The 15,493-nt window shown below is 72.4% G+C and carries 17 protein-coding genes; 5 read left to right on the top strand and 12 right to left on the bottom strand.

Annotation, left to right across the window (positions count from 1 at the left end; genetic code table 11):
• Positions 1–70: 70 nt before the first annotated feature.
• Positions 71–685: a malonic semialdehyde reductase gene (locus EW117_RS20380; protein ID WP_129788527.1), complete on the bottom strand. Its 615-nt coding sequence runs from the start codon at positions 683–685 to the stop codon at positions 71–73.
• Positions 686–796: 111 nt separating this feature from the next.
• Here EW117_RS20380 and tsaD point away from each other — a divergent pair, with 111 nt between their 5' ends.
• Complete coding sequence (gene tsaD, locus EW117_RS20375) at positions 797–1,840, top strand: tRNA (adenosine(37)-N6)-threonylcarbamoyltransferase complex transferase subunit TsaD (protein WP_129788526.1); 1,044 nt, start codon at positions 797–799, stop codon at positions 1,838–1,840.
• A gap of 24 nt (positions 1,841–1,864) precedes the next feature.
• Here tsaD and EW117_RS20370 read toward each other — a convergent pair whose 3' ends face one another.
• The 6 genes from EW117_RS20370 to EW117_RS20345 form a co-directional block, all read right to left on the bottom strand.
• Positions 1,865–2,737 carry a sulfurtransferase gene (locus EW117_RS20370; RefSeq protein ID WP_129788525.1) on the bottom strand — a complete coding sequence of 291 codons (873 nt, stop codon included), beginning with the start codon at positions 2,735–2,737 and terminating at the stop codon, positions 1,865–1,867.
• 115 nt (positions 2,738–2,852) lie between these two features.
• Positions 2,853–3,395: a ribosomal protein S18-alanine N-acetyltransferase gene (gene rimI, locus EW117_RS20365; RefSeq protein WP_129788524.1), complete on the bottom strand. Its 543-nt coding sequence runs from the start codon at positions 3,393–3,395 to the stop codon at positions 2,853–2,855.
• Positions 3,392–4,135 carry a tRNA (adenosine(37)-N6)-threonylcarbamoyltransferase complex dimerization subunit type 1 TsaB gene (gene tsaB, locus EW117_RS20360; protein WP_129788523.1) on the bottom strand — a complete coding sequence of 248 codons (744 nt, stop codon included), beginning with the start codon at positions 4,133–4,135 and terminating at the stop codon, positions 3,392–3,394. The genes rimI and tsaB overlap by 4 nt, the downstream gene beginning before the upstream one ends.
• A 9-nt stretch (positions 4,136–4,144) precedes the next feature.
• Complete coding sequence (tsaE, locus tag EW117_RS20355; protein ID WP_242504406.1) at positions 4,145–4,729, bottom strand: tRNA (adenosine(37)-N6)-threonylcarbamoyltransferase complex ATPase subunit type 1 TsaE; 585 nt, start codon at positions 4,727–4,729, stop codon at positions 4,145–4,147.
• The gene (gene alr / locus EW117_RS20350) at positions 4,726–5,961 is read right to left on the bottom strand and encodes an alanine racemase (RefSeq protein ID WP_129788522.1); all 1,236 of its coding nucleotides are present in this window, start codon (positions 5,959–5,961) and stop codon (positions 4,726–4,728) included. The genes tsaE and alr overlap by 4 nt, the downstream gene beginning before the upstream one ends.
• Before the next feature lie 80 nt (positions 5,962–6,041).
• Positions 6,042–7,073, bottom strand: a complete 1,032-nt coding sequence (locus tag EW117_RS20345) for a pseudouridine synthase (RefSeq protein ID WP_129788521.1) — start codon at positions 7,071–7,073, stop codon at positions 6,042–6,044.
• Positions 7,074–7,241: 168 nt separating this feature from the next.
• On the opposite strand from EW117_RS20345, the gene EW117_RS20340 reads away from it, so the two are divergent.
• Together EW117_RS20340 and EW117_RS20335 are read left to right on the top strand one after the other, a co-directional pair.
• Positions 7,242–8,582: a dicarboxylate/amino acid:cation symporter gene (locus EW117_RS20340; protein ID WP_129788520.1), complete on the top strand. Its 1,341-nt coding sequence runs from the start codon at positions 7,242–7,244 to the stop codon at positions 8,580–8,582.
• 39 nt (positions 8,583–8,621) lie between these two features.
• A complete protein-coding gene (locus EW117_RS20335; RefSeq protein WP_129788519.1) occupies positions 8,622–9,104 on the top strand; it encodes a glutathione peroxidase in 483 nt (160 codons plus the stop codon).
• Positions 9,105–9,138: 34 nt separating this feature from the next.
• Here EW117_RS20335 and EW117_RS20330 read toward each other — a convergent pair whose 3' ends face one another.
• Entirely contained in the window at positions 9,139–9,441 is a 303-nt protein-coding gene (locus EW117_RS20330; RefSeq protein ID WP_129788518.1) for a hypothetical protein, read from the bottom strand.
• A gap of 130 nt (positions 9,442–9,571) precedes the next feature.
• Here EW117_RS20330 and EW117_RS20325 point away from each other — a divergent pair, with 130 nt between their 5' ends.
• Entirely contained in the window at positions 9,572–10,045 is a 474-nt protein-coding gene (locus tag EW117_RS20325; protein ID WP_129788517.1) for a GNAT family N-acetyltransferase, read from the top strand.
• A gap of 27 nt (positions 10,046–10,072) precedes the next feature.
• On the opposite strand, the gene EW117_RS20320 is transcribed toward EW117_RS20325, so the two are convergent.
• The 3 genes from EW117_RS20320 to EW117_RS20310 form a co-directional block, all read right to left on the bottom strand.
• Complete coding sequence (locus EW117_RS20320) at positions 10,073–10,714, bottom strand: response regulator (protein ID WP_129788516.1); 642 nt, start codon at positions 10,712–10,714, stop codon at positions 10,073–10,075.
• Positions 10,707–11,921 (bottom strand): sensor histidine kinase, encoded by a 1,215-nt coding sequence (locus tag EW117_RS20315; protein ID WP_129788515.1) that lies wholly within the window; start codon positions 11,919–11,921, stop codon positions 10,707–10,709. Before EW117_RS20315 ends, EW117_RS20320 begins: the two co-directional genes overlap by 8 nt.
• Positions 11,922–12,047: 126 nt before the next feature.
• Positions 12,048–13,157, bottom strand: coding sequence for a hypothetical protein (locus EW117_RS20310; protein ID WP_129788514.1), 1,110 nt, complete (start codon positions 13,155–13,157; stop codon positions 12,048–12,050).
• Positions 13,158–13,281: 124 nt separating this feature from the next.
• On the opposite strand from EW117_RS20310, the gene EW117_RS20305 reads away from it, so the two are divergent.
• The gene (locus EW117_RS20305) at positions 13,282–14,043 is read left to right on the top strand and encodes a class I SAM-dependent methyltransferase (protein ID WP_129788513.1); all 762 of its coding nucleotides are present in this window, start codon (positions 13,282–13,284) and stop codon (positions 14,041–14,043) included.
• Between the two features lie 15 nt (positions 14,044–14,058).
• On the opposite strand, the gene EW117_RS20300 is transcribed toward EW117_RS20305, so the two are convergent.
• Entirely contained in the window at positions 14,059–15,393 is a 1,335-nt protein-coding gene (locus tag EW117_RS20300) for a copper amine oxidase (RefSeq protein ID WP_242504404.1), read from the bottom strand.
• Positions 15,394–15,493: the final 100 nt, after the last annotated feature.

Here is a 15,493-nt window from a genome sequence, read left to right as displayed (position 1 = left end):
TGGTTGTGGGGGTGATCGTTGCGCCTAAAACGGGCGCGTAGACGCAACGATCACGCCCACAACCAAGGCGTCAGACGATCTGTGCCGCGTCCTCGAAGTTCAGACGCGGGGCGCGCGGGCGGGTGGTGTCGGCGCCCTCGGCCGCGCTGACGTTGACGACGAGGAAGCTCTTCCAGCCGTTCTCGGCGAAGAACTCGGCGTCGATCCCGTCGTAGATCCCGTGCACGGGGCCTGCTGCCAGGCCGGCGGCCCGCAGACCGACGATGAGATACCCGGCCTGGAGCAGGGCGCTCGTTCGCGCTGCCTCAGCGCGCCCCTCGGCGTCACCGGCGAACATCTCGCGCGCGCCCGGCATGTGCGGAACCAGCACGTCGAGGCGCTCGTGGAAGTCGGGGTCGGACGCGAGCACGAGGGTGACCGGCGCCTTCGCGATGCGCTCCTGGTTGCCCTCGGGCGCGTTGGCGACGAGGCGCTGCCGGGCCTCGGGGGTGCGGACGACGAGCACGCGCAGCGGGCTCGTGTTCATCATCGTCGGGCCCCACTTGATGAGGTCGTACACCGCGGCGAGCTGCTCGTCGGTCACGTCGGACTCGGCGAACGTCGTCACGGTGCGCGCCGTGCGGAACAGACGGTCGGCGGTCGCGTCGTCGATGGCGAGGCGCGAAGCCTCAAGAGTCTCAGTCATGCCGCCGTCAACAAGGTTGTTCCGGGCGATTGTTCCAGATTCAACTATGAGCCTGGCCACAGCCACGCCGACAATCCGGCCAAGCACCGGCGACCAACTAGGCTGGAGCCCATGGCAGATCCCCTGGTCCTCGGCATCGAGACCTCGTGCGACGAGACCGGCGTCGCGCTGGTCCGCGGAAACGAGCTGCTGGTCGACGCGGTAGCCAGCTCGATGGAGGAGCACGCCCGCTACGGCGGCATCATTCCCGAGGTCGCCAGCCGCGCCCACCTCGAGGCGATGATCCCCACGATCCAGAAGGCGCTCGGTGAGGCCGACGTCGACCTGTCCGAGGTCGACGCGATAGCCGTGACCGCCGGACCCGGCCTGGTGGGGCCGCTCACGATCGGCGCATCCGCCGCCAAGGCCTTGTCGATCGGCCTGAACAAGCCGCTGTACGGCGTGAACCACGTGATCGGTCACGCGTGCGTGGACCAGCTCGTCGACGGACCCCTGCCGGAACGGGCGATGGCGCTCGTGGTGAGCGGCGGCCACAGCTCGCTGCTCCTGGTCGACGACATCGCCACCGACGTCACGGAGCTCGGCTCCACCCTGGACGACGCCGCGGGCGAGGCCTTCGACAAGGTCGGCCGCCTGCTCGGGCTCCCGTACCCCGGCGGCCCGCACATCGACCGGCTCGCCCGCGAGGGCGACCCCACGGCCATCCGGTTCCCGCGCGGCCTCACCGCGGCGAAGGACCAGGCCAAGCACGCGTACGACTTCTCGTTCTCCGGCCTCAAGACGGCGGTCGCCCGCTGGGTCGAGGCCCGCACCGACGTCGGGCAGGAGATCCCCGTGCACGACGTCGCGGCGTCGTTCGCCGAGGCCGTCGCCGACGTCCTCACCGCCAAGACCATCGCCGCCTGCCACAAGCACGGCGTCGACACGCTGGTGATCGGCGGCGGGTTCTCGGCCAACAGCCAGCTGCGCGAGATGGCGGCCAAGCGCTGCGCCGAGGCCGGGATCGACCTGCGGATCCCCCCGATCCGCTACTGCACCGACAACGGGGCGATGATCGCGGCGCTGGGCTCCGCCGTCGTGCGTGCCGGGGTCGCGCCGAGCGCCCTGGACATCCCGGTCGACTCATCGATGCCGCTCACGACCATCACCGTCTGACAGCACCCCGTCTGACGGCGTCGGTCACGCCCCGGTTGCGACCTCGCGCGCCGGGTCGTTCGACCACTGCGACCACGAGCCCGGGTACAGCGCGGCATCCACGCCGGCGACAGCGAGCGCGGCCACCTCGTGCGACGCCGTGACACCCGAACCGCAGTACACGCCGACGGCGCTCCCGCCGGCCGAGCCCGTCAAGACCCCCAGGTCGCCGAACCGACGCCGCAGGTCAGCAGTCGACAGGAAGCGCCCGTCCGCCCGCAGGTTCTCCGTGGTCGGCGCGCTGGCCGCGCCCGGGATGTGCCCGGCCTGCGGGTCGACGGGTTCCACCTCGCCGCGATAGCGCTCGGCGGCGCGCGCATCCAGGAGCATGCCGTCGCCGTCGGCCAGGGCGGCGGCCTCGTCCGCGTCCACGACGGGCATCCCGCCCGGACGCACGTCGAGGTCGCCCGGCTCGGGCGTCACGTCACCCGGTTCGACGGCCAGACCTTCCGCGGTCCAGGCGGCGAGGCCGCCGTCGAGGATGCGTACGTCCGGCGCGCCGAAGTAGCGCAGCAGCCACCAGGCGCGCGCGGCAGAGGTCCCGCCGACGGAGTCGTAGACGACGACGCGCGAGTCCGCCGAGACGCCCCAGCGGCGCGCGGCCTGCTGGAACGCCGACGCCGAGGGCAGCGGGTGGCGCCCTTCCTCCGGAGAACCATGTGCGGCGAGCTCGGTCTCCAGGTCGACGTACACGGCGCCGGGTATGTGGCCGGCGCGGTACCGGTCGTAGCCGTCGGTCATGCCGAGCGCCCACCGCACGTCGAGGACGACGGGGCGCCCCTCGACGGGATCGGTTCCCTCGCCGATCTGCAGGTCCGCCGCCAGCGCGGCGGCGTCGACCAGAACTCGTTCCCTCATGCGGTAGTACCCCTCATCATCTGCGACCAATTCATATCGGCGACCAAGCGAAACCTACTGGTCCGAGGCTCGGATCAGCAGGTTTAGCAGGTTCGCGCAGGTAGCTTCGACGGCCTCAGGCCGCGTCCCCCGCCTCGTCGTTCGGGTCGTCCGGAGTGGCCGGCGCGTCCTGGACGGCCTCCAGCTCGGCGAGCTCCAGGCGCATCGTGTACGCGTCCTTGTCCTCGGGCTGGTAGTAGCGCTTGCGGACGCCGAGAATCTGGAACCCGAACTCCGCGTACAGCGCGATCGCGGCGTCGTTGTCTACCCGCACCTCCAGCAGCACGGCCTCGGCCTTGAGCTTGCGGGAGCGCTCGATCAGCGCGGCCATGAGCTGCCTGCCCACGCCGTGCCGCTGGCAGTGGGGGTCGACGCCGATCGTCATGACCTGCGTGACGTCGCCGTCGAACCACAGGCCCGCGTAGCCGATGACGGGCTGCGGGCCGGCGGCGTCGAGCCGCTCCGGCTCCGCCACGATGTACCAGCGGCCGAGCCCGGCGAGCTCGTCGGCGAGCATCCCGTACGTCCAGGCGCCCCGGCCGAAGAGCTGGCGCTCCATCTCCAGCACGCGGTCGAAGTCGGCGTTGCGCAGCGGGCGGAGCCGCACCTCCGTGATCACGCGACACCCCCGGCGGCGGAAGCGGCCGTCGAGGCCCGAGCCGGCTCATGCACGTCCGGACGCCGCAGGTACAGCGGCTCGGACGGCTGGTCCTCGCCGGCGGCGCGGCGCACGAGCGCCAGCCGGGCCAGGACCGTCGCGTCGGGGATCAGCGGGGCGTCGTCGGCCACGGGCAGGAAGTCGGGGTAGAGCATCGCGCCCTCGCCGATCACGACGGGCAGCTGTCCTTCGGCGGCCTCGGTCGCGACGAGCTGGGCCTGCGCGACGAACCCGGCCCGGTCGACGTCGGGCCCCGCGAGCGGCTCCACCACCGGGAAGCCGTGCGGGCCCTCGTGCGCGATCACGCGGTAGCGCGCCCAGTAGACCTCCTTGCGGCGGGCGTCCGACGTCGCGAGGATCTCGGCGCCCGGCCGGAGCCCGAGGTCGCTGACGGCCTGGACGGCCAGCGCGTCGAGGCTCGGCACGCCCAGCACGGGGATGCCGAGCGTGAGCGCGAGCGTCCGGGCCGTGACCAGCCCGACGCGCAGGCCGGTGAACGGGGCGGGCCCGGTCCCTGCGACGACGGCGGTCAGGTCGGCGCGATCGATGCCCGCCTCGTCCAGGACCTCGGTGATCAGGGGCGCGAGCGACTCGGCGTGCCGGCGGCGCTCGTCCGAGGTGCGGGACGCGAGGCGCGCACCGTCCTCGTCGACGAGCGAGACTGCGACGGCTGCTGAGGTGTCAAGAGCGAGAACGGCCACGTGAACAGCCTAATTCGCGACGCGACCCAGGTGGGACCCCAGGTCCACACCGGCCCACCGCTGGCCGACGGCGCGGATGGTCGCCTTCCGCGTCCCCGCCTCCGGGTCCTCCTCGGCGGCGACGCCGGGGTCGAACGACGGCGCACCGCGCGGGCGCTCCAGGTCGATCTCCAGGCGGTCGTCCGCGAGCGCCTCCGCCAGGCCACGGCCCCACTCGACGACGGTGACGGAGTCCTCGAGGGACGAGTCGAGGTCGAGCGCGTCGAGCTCGCTCAGCCCGCCGAGCCGGTAGGCGTCGACGTGCACGAGGCCGGGGCCGTACGTGCCGTCGGGGCGGGGCAGCGCGGGGTGCTCGCGCGCCACGATGAACGTGGGCGAGGCGACCTGGCCGCGTACGTTCAGCGCCGCCCCGATCCCCTGCGTGAGGGTCGTCTTGCCGGCGCCGAGGTCGCCGGTGAGGATCACCAGGTCCCCGGCGCGCAGCACCTCGGCGAGGATGGCACCGAGGGTGCGCGTCGTATCGGCGTCGGGCAGCTCCAGTGTCACCACCTCTGCGGTCGTGATGTCGCTCTGTCCTCTCGTCGCGCCGCTCACGCGGTCTCCTTTCCTGCCGTACCGACGTACACGCGGGGCACGCGCGCCCCGAGGCGCGTCACGATCTCGTAGCTGATGGTGCCGGCGGCCTGCGCCCAGTCCTCGGCGTTCGGCGCGCCGGCGCGGGCCAGCCCGTCGGACGCGCCGAACAGCGTGACGACGTCGCCGGCCTGCTCCGACGCGTACGGGCCGAGGTCGATCATGACCTGGTCCATGCACACCCGGCCGGCGATGCGGAGCACGCGGGTGGTGCCGAGCCCGGTGCCGGGTGCGGCGACGTCGTCCACGCCGCCGCCGACGAGGACGGGGCCGCCAGGGCCGAGCGAGCCGCCGGACGCGTGCCGCGGGATCCCGTCCCCGTACCCGAGCGGGATCACGCCGAGCACGGTGTCCTGGGCGGTGGTGTAGAAGTGGCCGTAGGAGACGCCGTGGCCCGCGGGTACCCGTTTGACCGTGGCGAGCCGCGCCTCCAGCGTCATCGCGGGGCGCAGCCCGTAGTCGCCCGGAGCACCCAGGTGCGGGACCGGCGACAGCCCGTAGACGGCGATGCCCGGCCGCACCAGGTCGTAGTGCGCCGCGCGGTTGGTCAGGGTGGCCGCGGAGTTGGCGATGTGCCGCACCTCGATGGGCATGCCGGCGGCCTCGACGACGCGCAGGGTGTCCTCGAACGCGTGGAGCTGCATCTTCACCGACGGGTCGTCCGGCTCGTCGGCGATCGCGAAGTGCGACATCAGGCCGACGATCGCCAGTGCCCCCTCGGCCCGCAGCGCGGCGGCCCGGTCGAGCACGGCGGGCAGGTCCTCGGGCGTGATCCCGTTGCGGCCCAGCCCGGTGTCGACCTTGAGGTGCACGCGGGCGGCGCGGCCCCCGGCGCGGGCGCCGTCGGCCACCTCGTCGAGTGCCCACGCGGCGGCGACGGCGACGTCGATGTCCTCCCGGACCAGCTCGGCGAAGGGGGCGCCGGGCGCGTAGAGCCACGTCAGCACCCGCGGTCCGCGCCCGACGGCGGCGCGGACGGCGAGCGCCTCCGCGCTCTGTGCCGCGCCGAGCCAGGTCGCGCCGCCCGCGAGCGCCGCCCGGGCCGCCGGCGCCAGCCCGTGGCCGTACGCGTCGGCCTTGACGACGGCCATGACCTGGGCGGTCGAGGCGGTCGCCTGCAGGGCGCGCACGTTGTCGCGGATCGCGTCGAGATCAACGACCGCGCGGGCGGGATAGTCGGGGGTGGTGCTCATCCCACCGATTCTTGCACCTGACGGTTCCCTCCGGACGTGTCAGACCCTCGAGTCACTCAGGTGACCTGTGGGTCTGACAGCTACCGGGGTGTCTGACGGGTCCAGGCGCTGAGCACGCGCCGGGACTCGAAGCGGCGTAGGCGGCCCGACAGCGGGTCGGTGAGCTCGAGGGAGCGCGCGAGGAGCTGCAGGGCGCGGTCGAAGTCGTCGGGGTCGGTGTCCCGGAGCTCGGGCCAGAACGGGTCGTGCAGGATCGGCAGCCCGAGCGACGCCATGTGCAGGCGCAGCTGGTGGGTCTTCCCCGTGTGCGGTTCGAGGCGGTAGAGCCCCAGACCGCGCGCCGCGTCGGCCGCGGTGAGGCTGACGAGCGACTCGGCGTTGGGCTCGCCCGGTACCTCCTCGGCGCGGGTCACGCCGCGCCGCTTCACGATGCGGCTGCGGACGGTGCGGGGCTCGCCCAGGGCGAACGCGCCGCCGTCGGGCACCATGCTCCCCGACGGCGAAAGGCTGCCCGACGGCGGCAGCGGTGCCACCGCCTCGTAGACCTTGCGCACCTCGCGGCGGGCGAACGCCTCCTGGTACGCGCCCCGTACCTCCCGGCGCACGGTGAGGACGAGCACGCCGGCCGTGCCGCGGTCGAGCCGGTGGGCCGGTGAGAGCTCCGGCAGGTCGAGGGCGGTCCGGAGCCGGACCAGGACCGTCTCGCGCACCCACCGGCCGCGCGGCATCGTCGCGAGGAAGTGCGGCTTGTCCACGACCAGCAGGTTCTCGTCGCGGTGCAGCACCTCCGGCTCGAACGGGATCTCGTCCTCGTGCGCGGGCGGGTCGCGGTACAGGTAGAGGAAGCCGCGCGGCTCGTACGGCGTCGTCGGCGTGAGGGGCGCACCGCCGCCCGTGACGATCTCGCCGAGTGCGAGCTTCTGGCGCAGGCGGGCCTCGTCGTGGCGGAAGCGGTCCAGCAGGTAGTCGAGCGCGAACGGGAACCGCGCCACCACGTCGGGGTCGTGGGGCAGCACGAGCCGGGTGGGATTCAGCCCGTCCCGCACGGGCAGCGGGGGCCGGTGCTTGACGGGACCGGTCCGGCGTCCGGTACCTGACGGCGGGTGGGTCACGCCGTCAACCTAACCCGGGCCGGCCTGCGAGCCGGTGCCCGAAACATTCGTGTCAAAACCCGCACCAGATGAAACAGGAATGCAACGCGCAGTCTTCATGGGCCTAACGACACTCCCCTAGTTTTCCCAGCACGGCCGTGCGGTCGTGCTGGCACACGAGGAGGACCCGTGAAGGCCCTGAAGAACCCCGCCCTGCAGATCGGCATCGCGGCGATCGCCGGAATCGCCTTCGGCCTCGTCGCCGGCGAATGGGCGAGCAACCTGAAGTTCGTGGGCGACCTCTTCGTCCGCCTCATCCAGATGTCGATAGTGCCGCTCGTCATGGCCTCGGTGATCGTCGCCACCGGCTCCATGAGCGGCAAGGGCGCCGGCCGCCTCGCAGCGCGCACCTTCGGCTGGATGATCTCGTTCTCCGTGGTCGCGGCCCTGCTCGCCTGGGGCCTGAGCGAGCTCATCAGGCCCGGCGCTGGGATGGTGTTCGCCGGCGAGCTCGACCCGGCACTGGCCCCGCCGGAACCTACGAGCTGGCAGGACACCGTGCTCGGCTTCGTGTCGACCAACATCTTCGAGGCGATGTCGACGGCGAACATGGTGCCGATCATCGTCTTCTCGCTGCTGTTCGGCGCCGCGCTCAACGCCTACGTCGCCACGACCGGCAACCGGCTCGTGCTCGGGTTCTTCGACCAGGTGCAGCAGATCGTCCTCACGATGATCCGGTTCGTCATGTACATCGCGCCCATCGGCGTGTTCTGCCTGCTGGCGGCGCTCGCCGGCGACGTCGGGTTCGCCGTCGTGACCACGGCGCTCAGCTATCTCGGCACGACGCTGCTCGGCGTGGTCATCCTGCTGCTCCTGTTCGTCACGATCGTCGCGCTGCGCACTCGGCTGAGCCCGTGGAAGCTGCCGCGCAAGCTCGCGGAGCAGACGGCCATCGCGGTCACGACGACGAGCTCCGCCGTCACGTTCCCGACGGTGCTGCGCAACGCGGTCGAGAAGGTCGGCATCAGCCAGCGCGTCGCGAACTTCACCCTGTCGGTCGGCCTCACGATGGGCTCGTACGGGGCAGTCCTCAACTACACGATCGTCGTGCTGTTCCTCGCTCAGGCCGGCGCCGTCAGCCTCACGCCCGGGCAGATCGCCATGGGGATGGCGCTCGCCGTGCTCCTCAACATGGGCACGATCACTGTGCCGGGCGGATTCCCCGTCGTGGCGATGTTCCTCGCCACGTCGCTCGGCCTCCCCTTCGAGGCCGTGGGGCTGCTCATCGCGGTGGACTGGTTCACGGGCATCTTCCGCACGTTCCTCAACGTCAACGGGGACACTCTGGTCGCGATGCTCGTCGCCGGCGCGAGCGACGAGATCGACCGGGACGTGTACAACGGGACGAAGGCGGTCCCGGCGGCGAGCGACGACGATCCCGCTGTCGAGGAAGGCACCTCCGCGCCTGAGGGCGAGGCGCCAGAGAGCGAGGCGAACGCCACAACCGCCGCAGTGAAGGAGCCCGCCTGAACCTTGCAGTGAGTGCAAAAAAGGTGGGACGATGCGGGAATGGGCCTTTACGACATTCCATTCCACACGATGGACGGCACCGAGATCTCGCTGGCAGAGCACAGGGACGACGTCGTGCTCGTGGTGAACGTGGCCTCGCGGTGCGGTCTGGCGCCGCAGTACGAGACCCTGGAGAAGCTGCAGAAGAAGTACCAGGACCGTGGGTTCACGGTGCTGGGCTTCCCCAGCAACCAGTTCCTGCAGGAGCTGAGCTCGAACGAGAAGATCGCCGAGTTCTGCTCCATGACATACGGCGTCACGTTCCCCGTGCTCGACAAGATCAGGCTGAACGGCCGACACGCGCATCCGCTGTACGAAGAGCTCAAGAAGACTGAGGACGCCGGGGGCCATTCGGGCAAGATCCGCTGGAACTTCGAGAAGTTCCTGGTCCTGCCCGGCGGCGACGTGCGCAGGTACGCGCCGAAGACCCTGCCCGACGACCCGGCGATCGTCGAGGAGATCGAGGCGCACCTGCCGCGCTGACGTTCCGGGCGCCGCCTCGGCGGCGTCCGGCGCCTCAGCCGTCGCCCGGGGCGAGCGTCAGCCGCATCGCGACGGGCACCACGTCCGAAGCGTCCCCCAGCCAGCCGGTCCAGACCTTGGTCAGGCCCAGCTCCCGGCCGGGGTCCGGATATTCCGGGGCCAGCTTGTGCCTGCTCACCAGCGGCATGGCTGTGAGCTCGCTGACCGTCAGAATGTCGATGACCAGCACGTCCACCCGATCGAGGCCGAACGCGAGCCAGTCCTGACTCACTCGCAGCGAGAGCGTGTCGAGCGCCGACAGGCGGGACATCACTGCGCTGAATGCTGTATCTGTCATGCAGCCTTGACGCTCGAACCGCACTGAGGTCACAGCACTTCGCGAGAATGTTGCAGACCGATTTTCACCCTGTCGGATCCGGCGCCGCAGCGCCCGTGCCCCGGGCACCCGCTGGGCCTACGCTGGGCCCATGGACCCGACCCGGTTTCGGCAGGCGACGCTCGAGGACGCTCAGGCGCTCCTCGACGTCGAGCGCGCCGCCGGGATCGCGGCCCTGGGCCATATCTTCCCGCCGGGCATGTACCCCTTCCCCGCCGACGAGGTCCGGGCCAAGTGGGAGGCGGCGCTCACCGAGCCCGGCGTCCGCGTGCTGGTCCTGGACGACGATGTCGACGGCGGGCGGCTGGCCTGCTTCGTCGCGCACGACGAGCGGCTGCTGCGGCACCTGGCCGTGCACCCGTCCCGCTGGGGCGCCGGCCTCGCCCGCGCCGCCATGGACGCGGCGGTCGCGGAGATGAGCGACCCCCGGCTCTGGTGCCTCGCCGACAACGACCAGGCGATGGGTTTCTACGAGCACCTCGGCTGGCGCCGCACGGGCCGCAGCCAGCCGTCGGAGTTCCCGCCGTTCCCGGACCAGGTCGAGATGGTCCTCCCCCGGGACTGACCGGGACCGACGGCGCCCCGGAGCGGGTTACAGCTCGACCAGCCCCGCCCGGTACCCCAGCACCACGGCCTGGGTCCGGTCCCGAGCCTGCAGCTTCGCCAGCACGGACGCCACGTGGGTGCGCACGGTCTCGACCCCGACCACGAGCGCCGTCGCGATCTCCGCGTTCGTCATCCCCTGCGCCACCAGCGCCAGCACCTCTCGCTCGCGCGGGGTCAGCACCGGCGCCCCGGCAATGGCGCGCGGTCGGGTCCGGACCAGGTCCCGCAGCGCCTGCGGGTACAGCAGGCTCTGTCCGACGGCGACGGTCCGGACCGCCTGCACCATCTCGTCGGCGCCCGCACGCTTGAGCAGGAATCCCGAGGCGCCGGCGGTGAGCGCGTCGAGCACGTAGCCGTCGTGCTCGAACGTCGTCACCACGAGCACCCGGGGCGGGTCCGGCAGCCGCAGCACGAGCTCGGTCGCACGCAGGCCGTCGACGCCCGGCATCCGCACGTCCATGCAGACGACGTGGGGCCGCAGCGCGCGCGTCAGCTCTACCGCCTGCGCGCCGTCGCCCGCCTCCCCGACCACCTCCAGGTCGGGCTCGGCGTCCAGGATGAGGCGCAGGCCGCTGCGGACGAGCGGCTCGTCATCGGCGACGAGCACGCGCACCGTGGTGTCAGGCATCGAGATCCTTCCGATAGGGCAGCGTCGTACGAAGTACCCAGCGGTCGCCGTCGGCCCCCGCGTCCGCGGTGCCGCCGAAGAGAGCCACCCGCTCCCGGATGCCGGACAGGCCGCGGCCCCCCGAGGGACGACGGCGCGGGCGCGCGCCCGCGCGGACCGGGTTGACCACCTCGATCCGCACCTCGTCGCCGTCATGCCCCACGACGAGCCCCACGGGCCCGGGGGCACCGTGGCGGTGGGCGTTGGTGAGCGCCTCGGTGACTATGCGTTGCACGGTCCGGCTGAGCAGGGCCGGCAGCCCCGCGGGCAGGTCGATCCGGGCGCTCAGGTCCAGCCCCGCGCGGCGGTGCGCGGAGACGACGTCGTCCAGCGCGGGCGCGAGGGCCGTCGGTGTGCTGTCGTCGGCGTCGTCCCGCAGGACCGCCAGGAGCTGGTCGAGCTCGGCGAGCGCCGACCGGGCGGTGTCCTCGATGGCGCTCAGGGCGTCGGCCGCCGCGTCCGGGTCGGCTGCGACGACGCGCCGGCCGGCGGCCGCCTGCACGCTGACGACGGTGAGCGCGTGGCCGATGCCGTCGTGCAGCTCGCGGGCCAGGCGGGTGTGCTCGGCCTCGCGGCGGGCGCGGGCCAGCGCGGTCTCCAGCCGGTCGTGCGAGGTGGGGCCGAGCACCCGGCCCGCGAGCGCGGCGGCCGCCGCTCCCAGGGGCCAGGTCGCCACGAGCGCCGCCAGCCCGACGACGGCGCAGGCCCCCAGGCGCACGGCGACCTCGACAGGACCGGCCGGCACCGGGATCCCGGACCCGAACGAGCGCCCGGCCACCGCCTCGACGCCGACCAGCACGGTCCCGGGGACCATGGCGAACAGGCAGAAGCCCACGAGCATGCCCGTGAACAGGTGCAGCACCACCCAGGCCGCGGTCCGGACGCGGTGGGCGAGCCGGGGGTCGGCGGGGACCAGCAGCTCGTCGTCCACGTCCAGCAGGGCACGGGCAGCCGTGACCTCGAGCTCCCGTGCCCCGGGGACGAGGCCCAGCCCTGCTGCGGCGGCGACCGCCACGGCCGCCACCGCCCAGCCGGGCAGTCCCGTGACCGAGGTGTCCAGCAGCGCGTACACGAGCAGCGCGAGGGCCAGCCCGATCGCCGCGCCCAGCATGTGCCAGGCGAACCGTCGGGCGAGATACCGCGCGAGGTGCCGCGTCGTCACCTGCATGCCGTCATCCTCTCTGCTAGCCACCCCCACCCGCCAACCCACCCCTTGGTTGTGGGCGCGATCGTTGCGCCCACAACGGGCAGATAAGCGCAACGATCGCGCCCACAACAAAGGGGTTTTGGTGGGTCAGGGCGCTACGGGGGTCACGGTGCTTCGCGCCGGGTCACCCTCGGGCTGGGGGGCGGTCTGGATCCGGTGCGCCACGTAGCCCCAGACCGCGAGCGCCAGGGCCGGTCCCCAGTACCAGCACGGGAAGGTGAGGGCGCCCAGCAGGCCGGCGACCAAACCCTCCTCGCTGAACATAATCAGCATGGGGACGGCGGTGAAGATCAGCGTCACGGCGATCATGCCGCCGGGTACGGCGGCAGCGGCGATCGGCACGCGGCGGCCGGCGAGGCCCGGCATCCACCGGGGGAACACCTCGCCCCAGGGCCGGATCAGGCCGATCGTGAGGAAGACACCGAGCCAGGCACCGCTGGACAGGGCCAGGCCCCAGATCCTGGTCGACAGGTCCAGGCCGTCCCCGAGATGCGGCCAGGGGGTGAGCCAGGTGAGCCGGACCAGGGCGTACGGCAGAGGCCCGGTCGCGGCCACGATGGTGATCGCGCGGCGGTGGCGCAGCACCCACGCGGTGGCCCGGTCCAGGGCCGGGGTCTCGGACAGTGCCTGGATCCCGACGGTCGCCCAGAGGCTCCCGACCGCGATGAACAGCAGCGAGGTCAGGAGGCCGGTGCCGTAGGTGGCGAACCCGGTGCCGAGGTTGACGCCGATCTCGGCGATGGCGTCCCGTGCGAGGAAGCCGCCGATCGCGAGCGCCGCCAGGCCGGGCACGCCGACGGCCCAGCGCAGCACCCGGTACCGGCGCACCACCTGGACGAGGAGCACCACGACGACGACCGGCATCGCCGCCGCGACGAGATAGCCGGCGGTGGACAGGGTGCCTCCGCTCTGCAGCACCAGGCCGAACACGAGGAGCTGCAGCGCGGCGGCCCAGATGCGGCCGCGGGTGCCCAGTGCCCCGGCCAGCGCGGCGATCCCGGTCGCGACACCGACCAGGGCAGCGACCGTGTGAACGGTCGCGGCGACGTCCGGCCCGGCGAAGCGGGCCAGGAGAGCGCGCTCAGGGTCGACGTAGAGGTTCGGCCAGAACCCGGTGGTCCAGGCGAGGCCGAGCAGCGCGGTGACGCAGCTCGCGATGGTGGCGCCGAGGAGCGTGGCGCGGGTGAGGCGATGCATGACGGTTCCCTTCGGTCGGTCGTGCCGTATGCCTGCACACTCCCGCCCGCCGGGTGCCCGCCCCCTCCCCCGTTCGGGGGATATGCGCTGGTGGGTGGGGGATTCCCGGGGATAGTTTCGACGTATGACGTTCGACGAGGAGATCGCCGAGGGCCTGGCCGTCCCGACCGACGGCTGGGACTTCTCGTGGTTCGACGGCCGGGCCACCGAGGAACGCCCCGGCTGGGGCTACGTCCGGCTGTGCGGCGAGCACCTGGGCCGGGTCGATGCGGTGCTCGACGTCGACACGGGCGGCGGCGAGGTCTTCGCGGAGGCACTCGGGCTGGCCGCCCGCGTACCGGGCACGGTGCGGGCCACCGAGGGCTGGGCGCCCAACCATGCGATCGCCTCGGCGGTGCTGGAGCCGTTCGGCGGGGTCGTCACCCTGGTCGACGACGCCATCGCCCCGCTCCCCTACGACGACGGCACGTTCGGCCTGGTCACGAGCCGCCACCCGGTCTCGTTCCCGTACGCGGAGGCGGCACGGGTCCTGGCACCCGGCGGGACGCTGCTGGTCCAGGAGGTCGGCGCGGGTTCGAACCGCGCGCTCTACGAGTTCCTCATGGGGCCGCAGGAGGACCGGGACGCCGAGTACCTGGACCAGGTCCGCGAGCGGGTGGCCGGCGTCGGCCTGGAGATGGTGCTGCTGCGGGACAAGCTCACGAAGGTCGAATTCTTCGACCTGGCGGCCGTCGTGCATTTCCTGCGCAAGGTCCTGTGGACGGTGCCCGACTTCTCGGTCGAGAAGTACCGCGACCGCCTCCAGGCGCTGCGTACCCACATCGCGGAGCACGGCTCGTTCGTCTGCCACAGCCGCCGCACGCTCGTGGAGGCGCGGAAGCCCTGAGCGGGCGAGGGCGCCTCAGGGCACCTGGGCGGGCTTCCCGTTCACGTCCTCGCGGGCCGACGGCGGATCGACACGCTGGGCCGTCAGGTCACGCGGGGTCAGGGTGAAGCCCTGCCAGTGCATCTCCATGGGGCTCTGGTCCTCGTCGCGCGCGACGTGGTGGAACCCGACGGCCACCCAGGTGACGACGTCGGACAGCTCCGCCTCGTCCTGCGCGAAGTCGAGCACGCCCGATCCGCACCTGCCCTCCTTGTTCGCCGTGGCGAACAGCTGGCAGTCGTCCGCCTCGGTGAACGCGACGGTGTAGCCGGCCCGGTCGCCGTCGTCGTGATGGTCGTCCTGGGTGAGCTCGAACGGCGTCGTCGCGCCGAGGTCCACCTGGTAGGAGATCTCGTGCCCGTCCTCGTTCAGCACGTCGGGGTTGACCACGCGCCACCAGCGCCGGTCCGCGGCCTCCGCGGTGCCCTCGCGCGAGATCGGGGTGAGCCCGCCGGAGACGAGCGGCGACCGCGGGCCCTGCTCGCCGGTCGGCTCGGCGTCGTACTGCTCCACCACCTGGCCGCCCTGCCCGCCGAGCGCCCAGTGCACCCGCCACACCGCGTTGTGCGAGTGGCTGGTCGCGTAGTCGGTGTCCCCGGGGCCGACGGGCCAGCCGTGGGCCGGGTCGTCCCCGTAGTCCTCGGGCGAGAGGTCACCGGTGGCGCCGAGGTCGGACCGGATGCTGCCGTCGCCGCCGAACGTGTACTGGCTGACGTACTCGTACCAGCCCACCTTCGAGATCGTTGCGAGCCGGAGGTCCGTGCGCCGGGCCACCTCGGCCCCGCTGCCGTCGTCGCTGCGGTACGCGATGCCGCCGTCGACCACCTCCTGGCACAGGACCGCGCGCTGCTCACCGCCGCCGCCCATCGAGCCGTCGCCGATCTTCGGCACGTACGTGTCGAGACGCTCGCCCAGGCACTCCGTCTCGGTGAGGGTCATCATGTGGCTGCCACCGAAGCCCTGGGTGGTGATGTCCTCCGTGTTGCGCAGGCCGGTGTCGTACGGCACCTCCAGCTGCCCGATCGACAGCTCGGCGAGCACCTGCACCGGCCGGTGCCCGGCGGGTGTGAAGTGCACGTCCTCGAGCACCAGCCCCCGGCTAGCGTCCACCCGCCAGCACATGGACCACATGGAACCGCTGAGCAGCTCCTGCGTGATCGGGTCGTTCTCCGCACAGTCCAGGTCCACGCCGCTCGACGTCGTCGACTCGTCTCCGCGCGGAGCCGGCGCTGCGGGTACTGCTTGTTCCACGACCAGGATCGCGGCCACGACGAGCGCGACGATGGCCGCTGCCGCGATGATCGTCGGCACCGCCCTCCGCCTCGACGACAGTTCAGGCACAACTCCCCCTTGGTTTCACGCTCCGGCCCTGGACGGGCCATTCCCAGCACAGGACCGGCCCGGTGCGACG

It is taken from the genome of Promicromonospora panici, from assembly GCF_900608595.1.
Classification (GTDB): domain Bacteria; phylum Actinomycetota; class Actinomycetes; order Actinomycetales; family Cellulomonadaceae; genus Promicromonospora; species Promicromonospora panici.
This window is presented reverse-complemented; position numbering and strand designations above follow the sequence as displayed.

What these genes read in the sequence shown, in the direction of transcription:
- EW117_RS20380 (WP_129788527.1), bottom strand. Translation starts at nt 685, where the DNA reads ATGACTGAGACTCTTGAGGCTTCGCGCCTCGCCATCGACGACGCGACC.
- tsaD (WP_129788526.1), top strand. Translation starts at nt 797, where the DNA reads ATGGCAGATCCCCTGGTCCTCGGCATCGAGACCTCGTGCGACGAGACC.
- EW117_RS20370 (WP_129788525.1), bottom strand. Translation starts at nt 2,737, where the DNA reads ATGAGGGAACGAGTTCTGGTCGACGCCGCCGCGCTGGCGGCGGACCTG.
- alr (WP_129788522.1), bottom strand. Translation starts at nt 5,961, where the DNA reads ATGAGCACCACCCCCGACTATCCCGCCCGCGCGGTCGTTGATCTCGAC.
- EW117_RS20335 (WP_129788519.1), top strand. Translation starts at nt 8,622, where the DNA reads ATGGGCCTTTACGACATTCCATTCCACACGATGGACGGCACCGAGATC.
- EW117_RS20330 (WP_129788518.1), bottom strand. Translation starts at nt 9,441, where the DNA reads ATGACAGATACAGCATTCAGCGCAGTGATGTCCCGCCTGTCGGCGCTC.
- EW117_RS20325 (WP_129788517.1), top strand. Translation starts at nt 9,572, where the DNA reads ATGGACCCGACCCGGTTTCGGCAGGCGACGCTCGAGGACGCTCAGGCG.
- EW117_RS20320 (WP_129788516.1), bottom strand. Translation starts at nt 10,714, where the DNA reads ATGCCTGACACCACGGTGCGCGTGCTCGTCGCCGATGACGAGCCGCTC.
- EW117_RS20315 (WP_129788515.1), bottom strand. Translation starts at nt 11,921, where the DNA reads ATGCAGGTGACGACGCGGCACCTCGCGCGGTATCTCGCCCGACGGTTC.
- EW117_RS20310 (WP_129788514.1), bottom strand. Translation starts at nt 13,157, where the DNA reads ATGCATCGCCTCACCCGCGCCACGCTCCTCGGCGCCACCATCGCGAGC.
- EW117_RS20305 (WP_129788513.1), top strand. Translation starts at nt 13,282, where the DNA reads ATGACGTTCGACGAGGAGATCGCCGAGGGCCTGGCCGTCCCGACCGAC.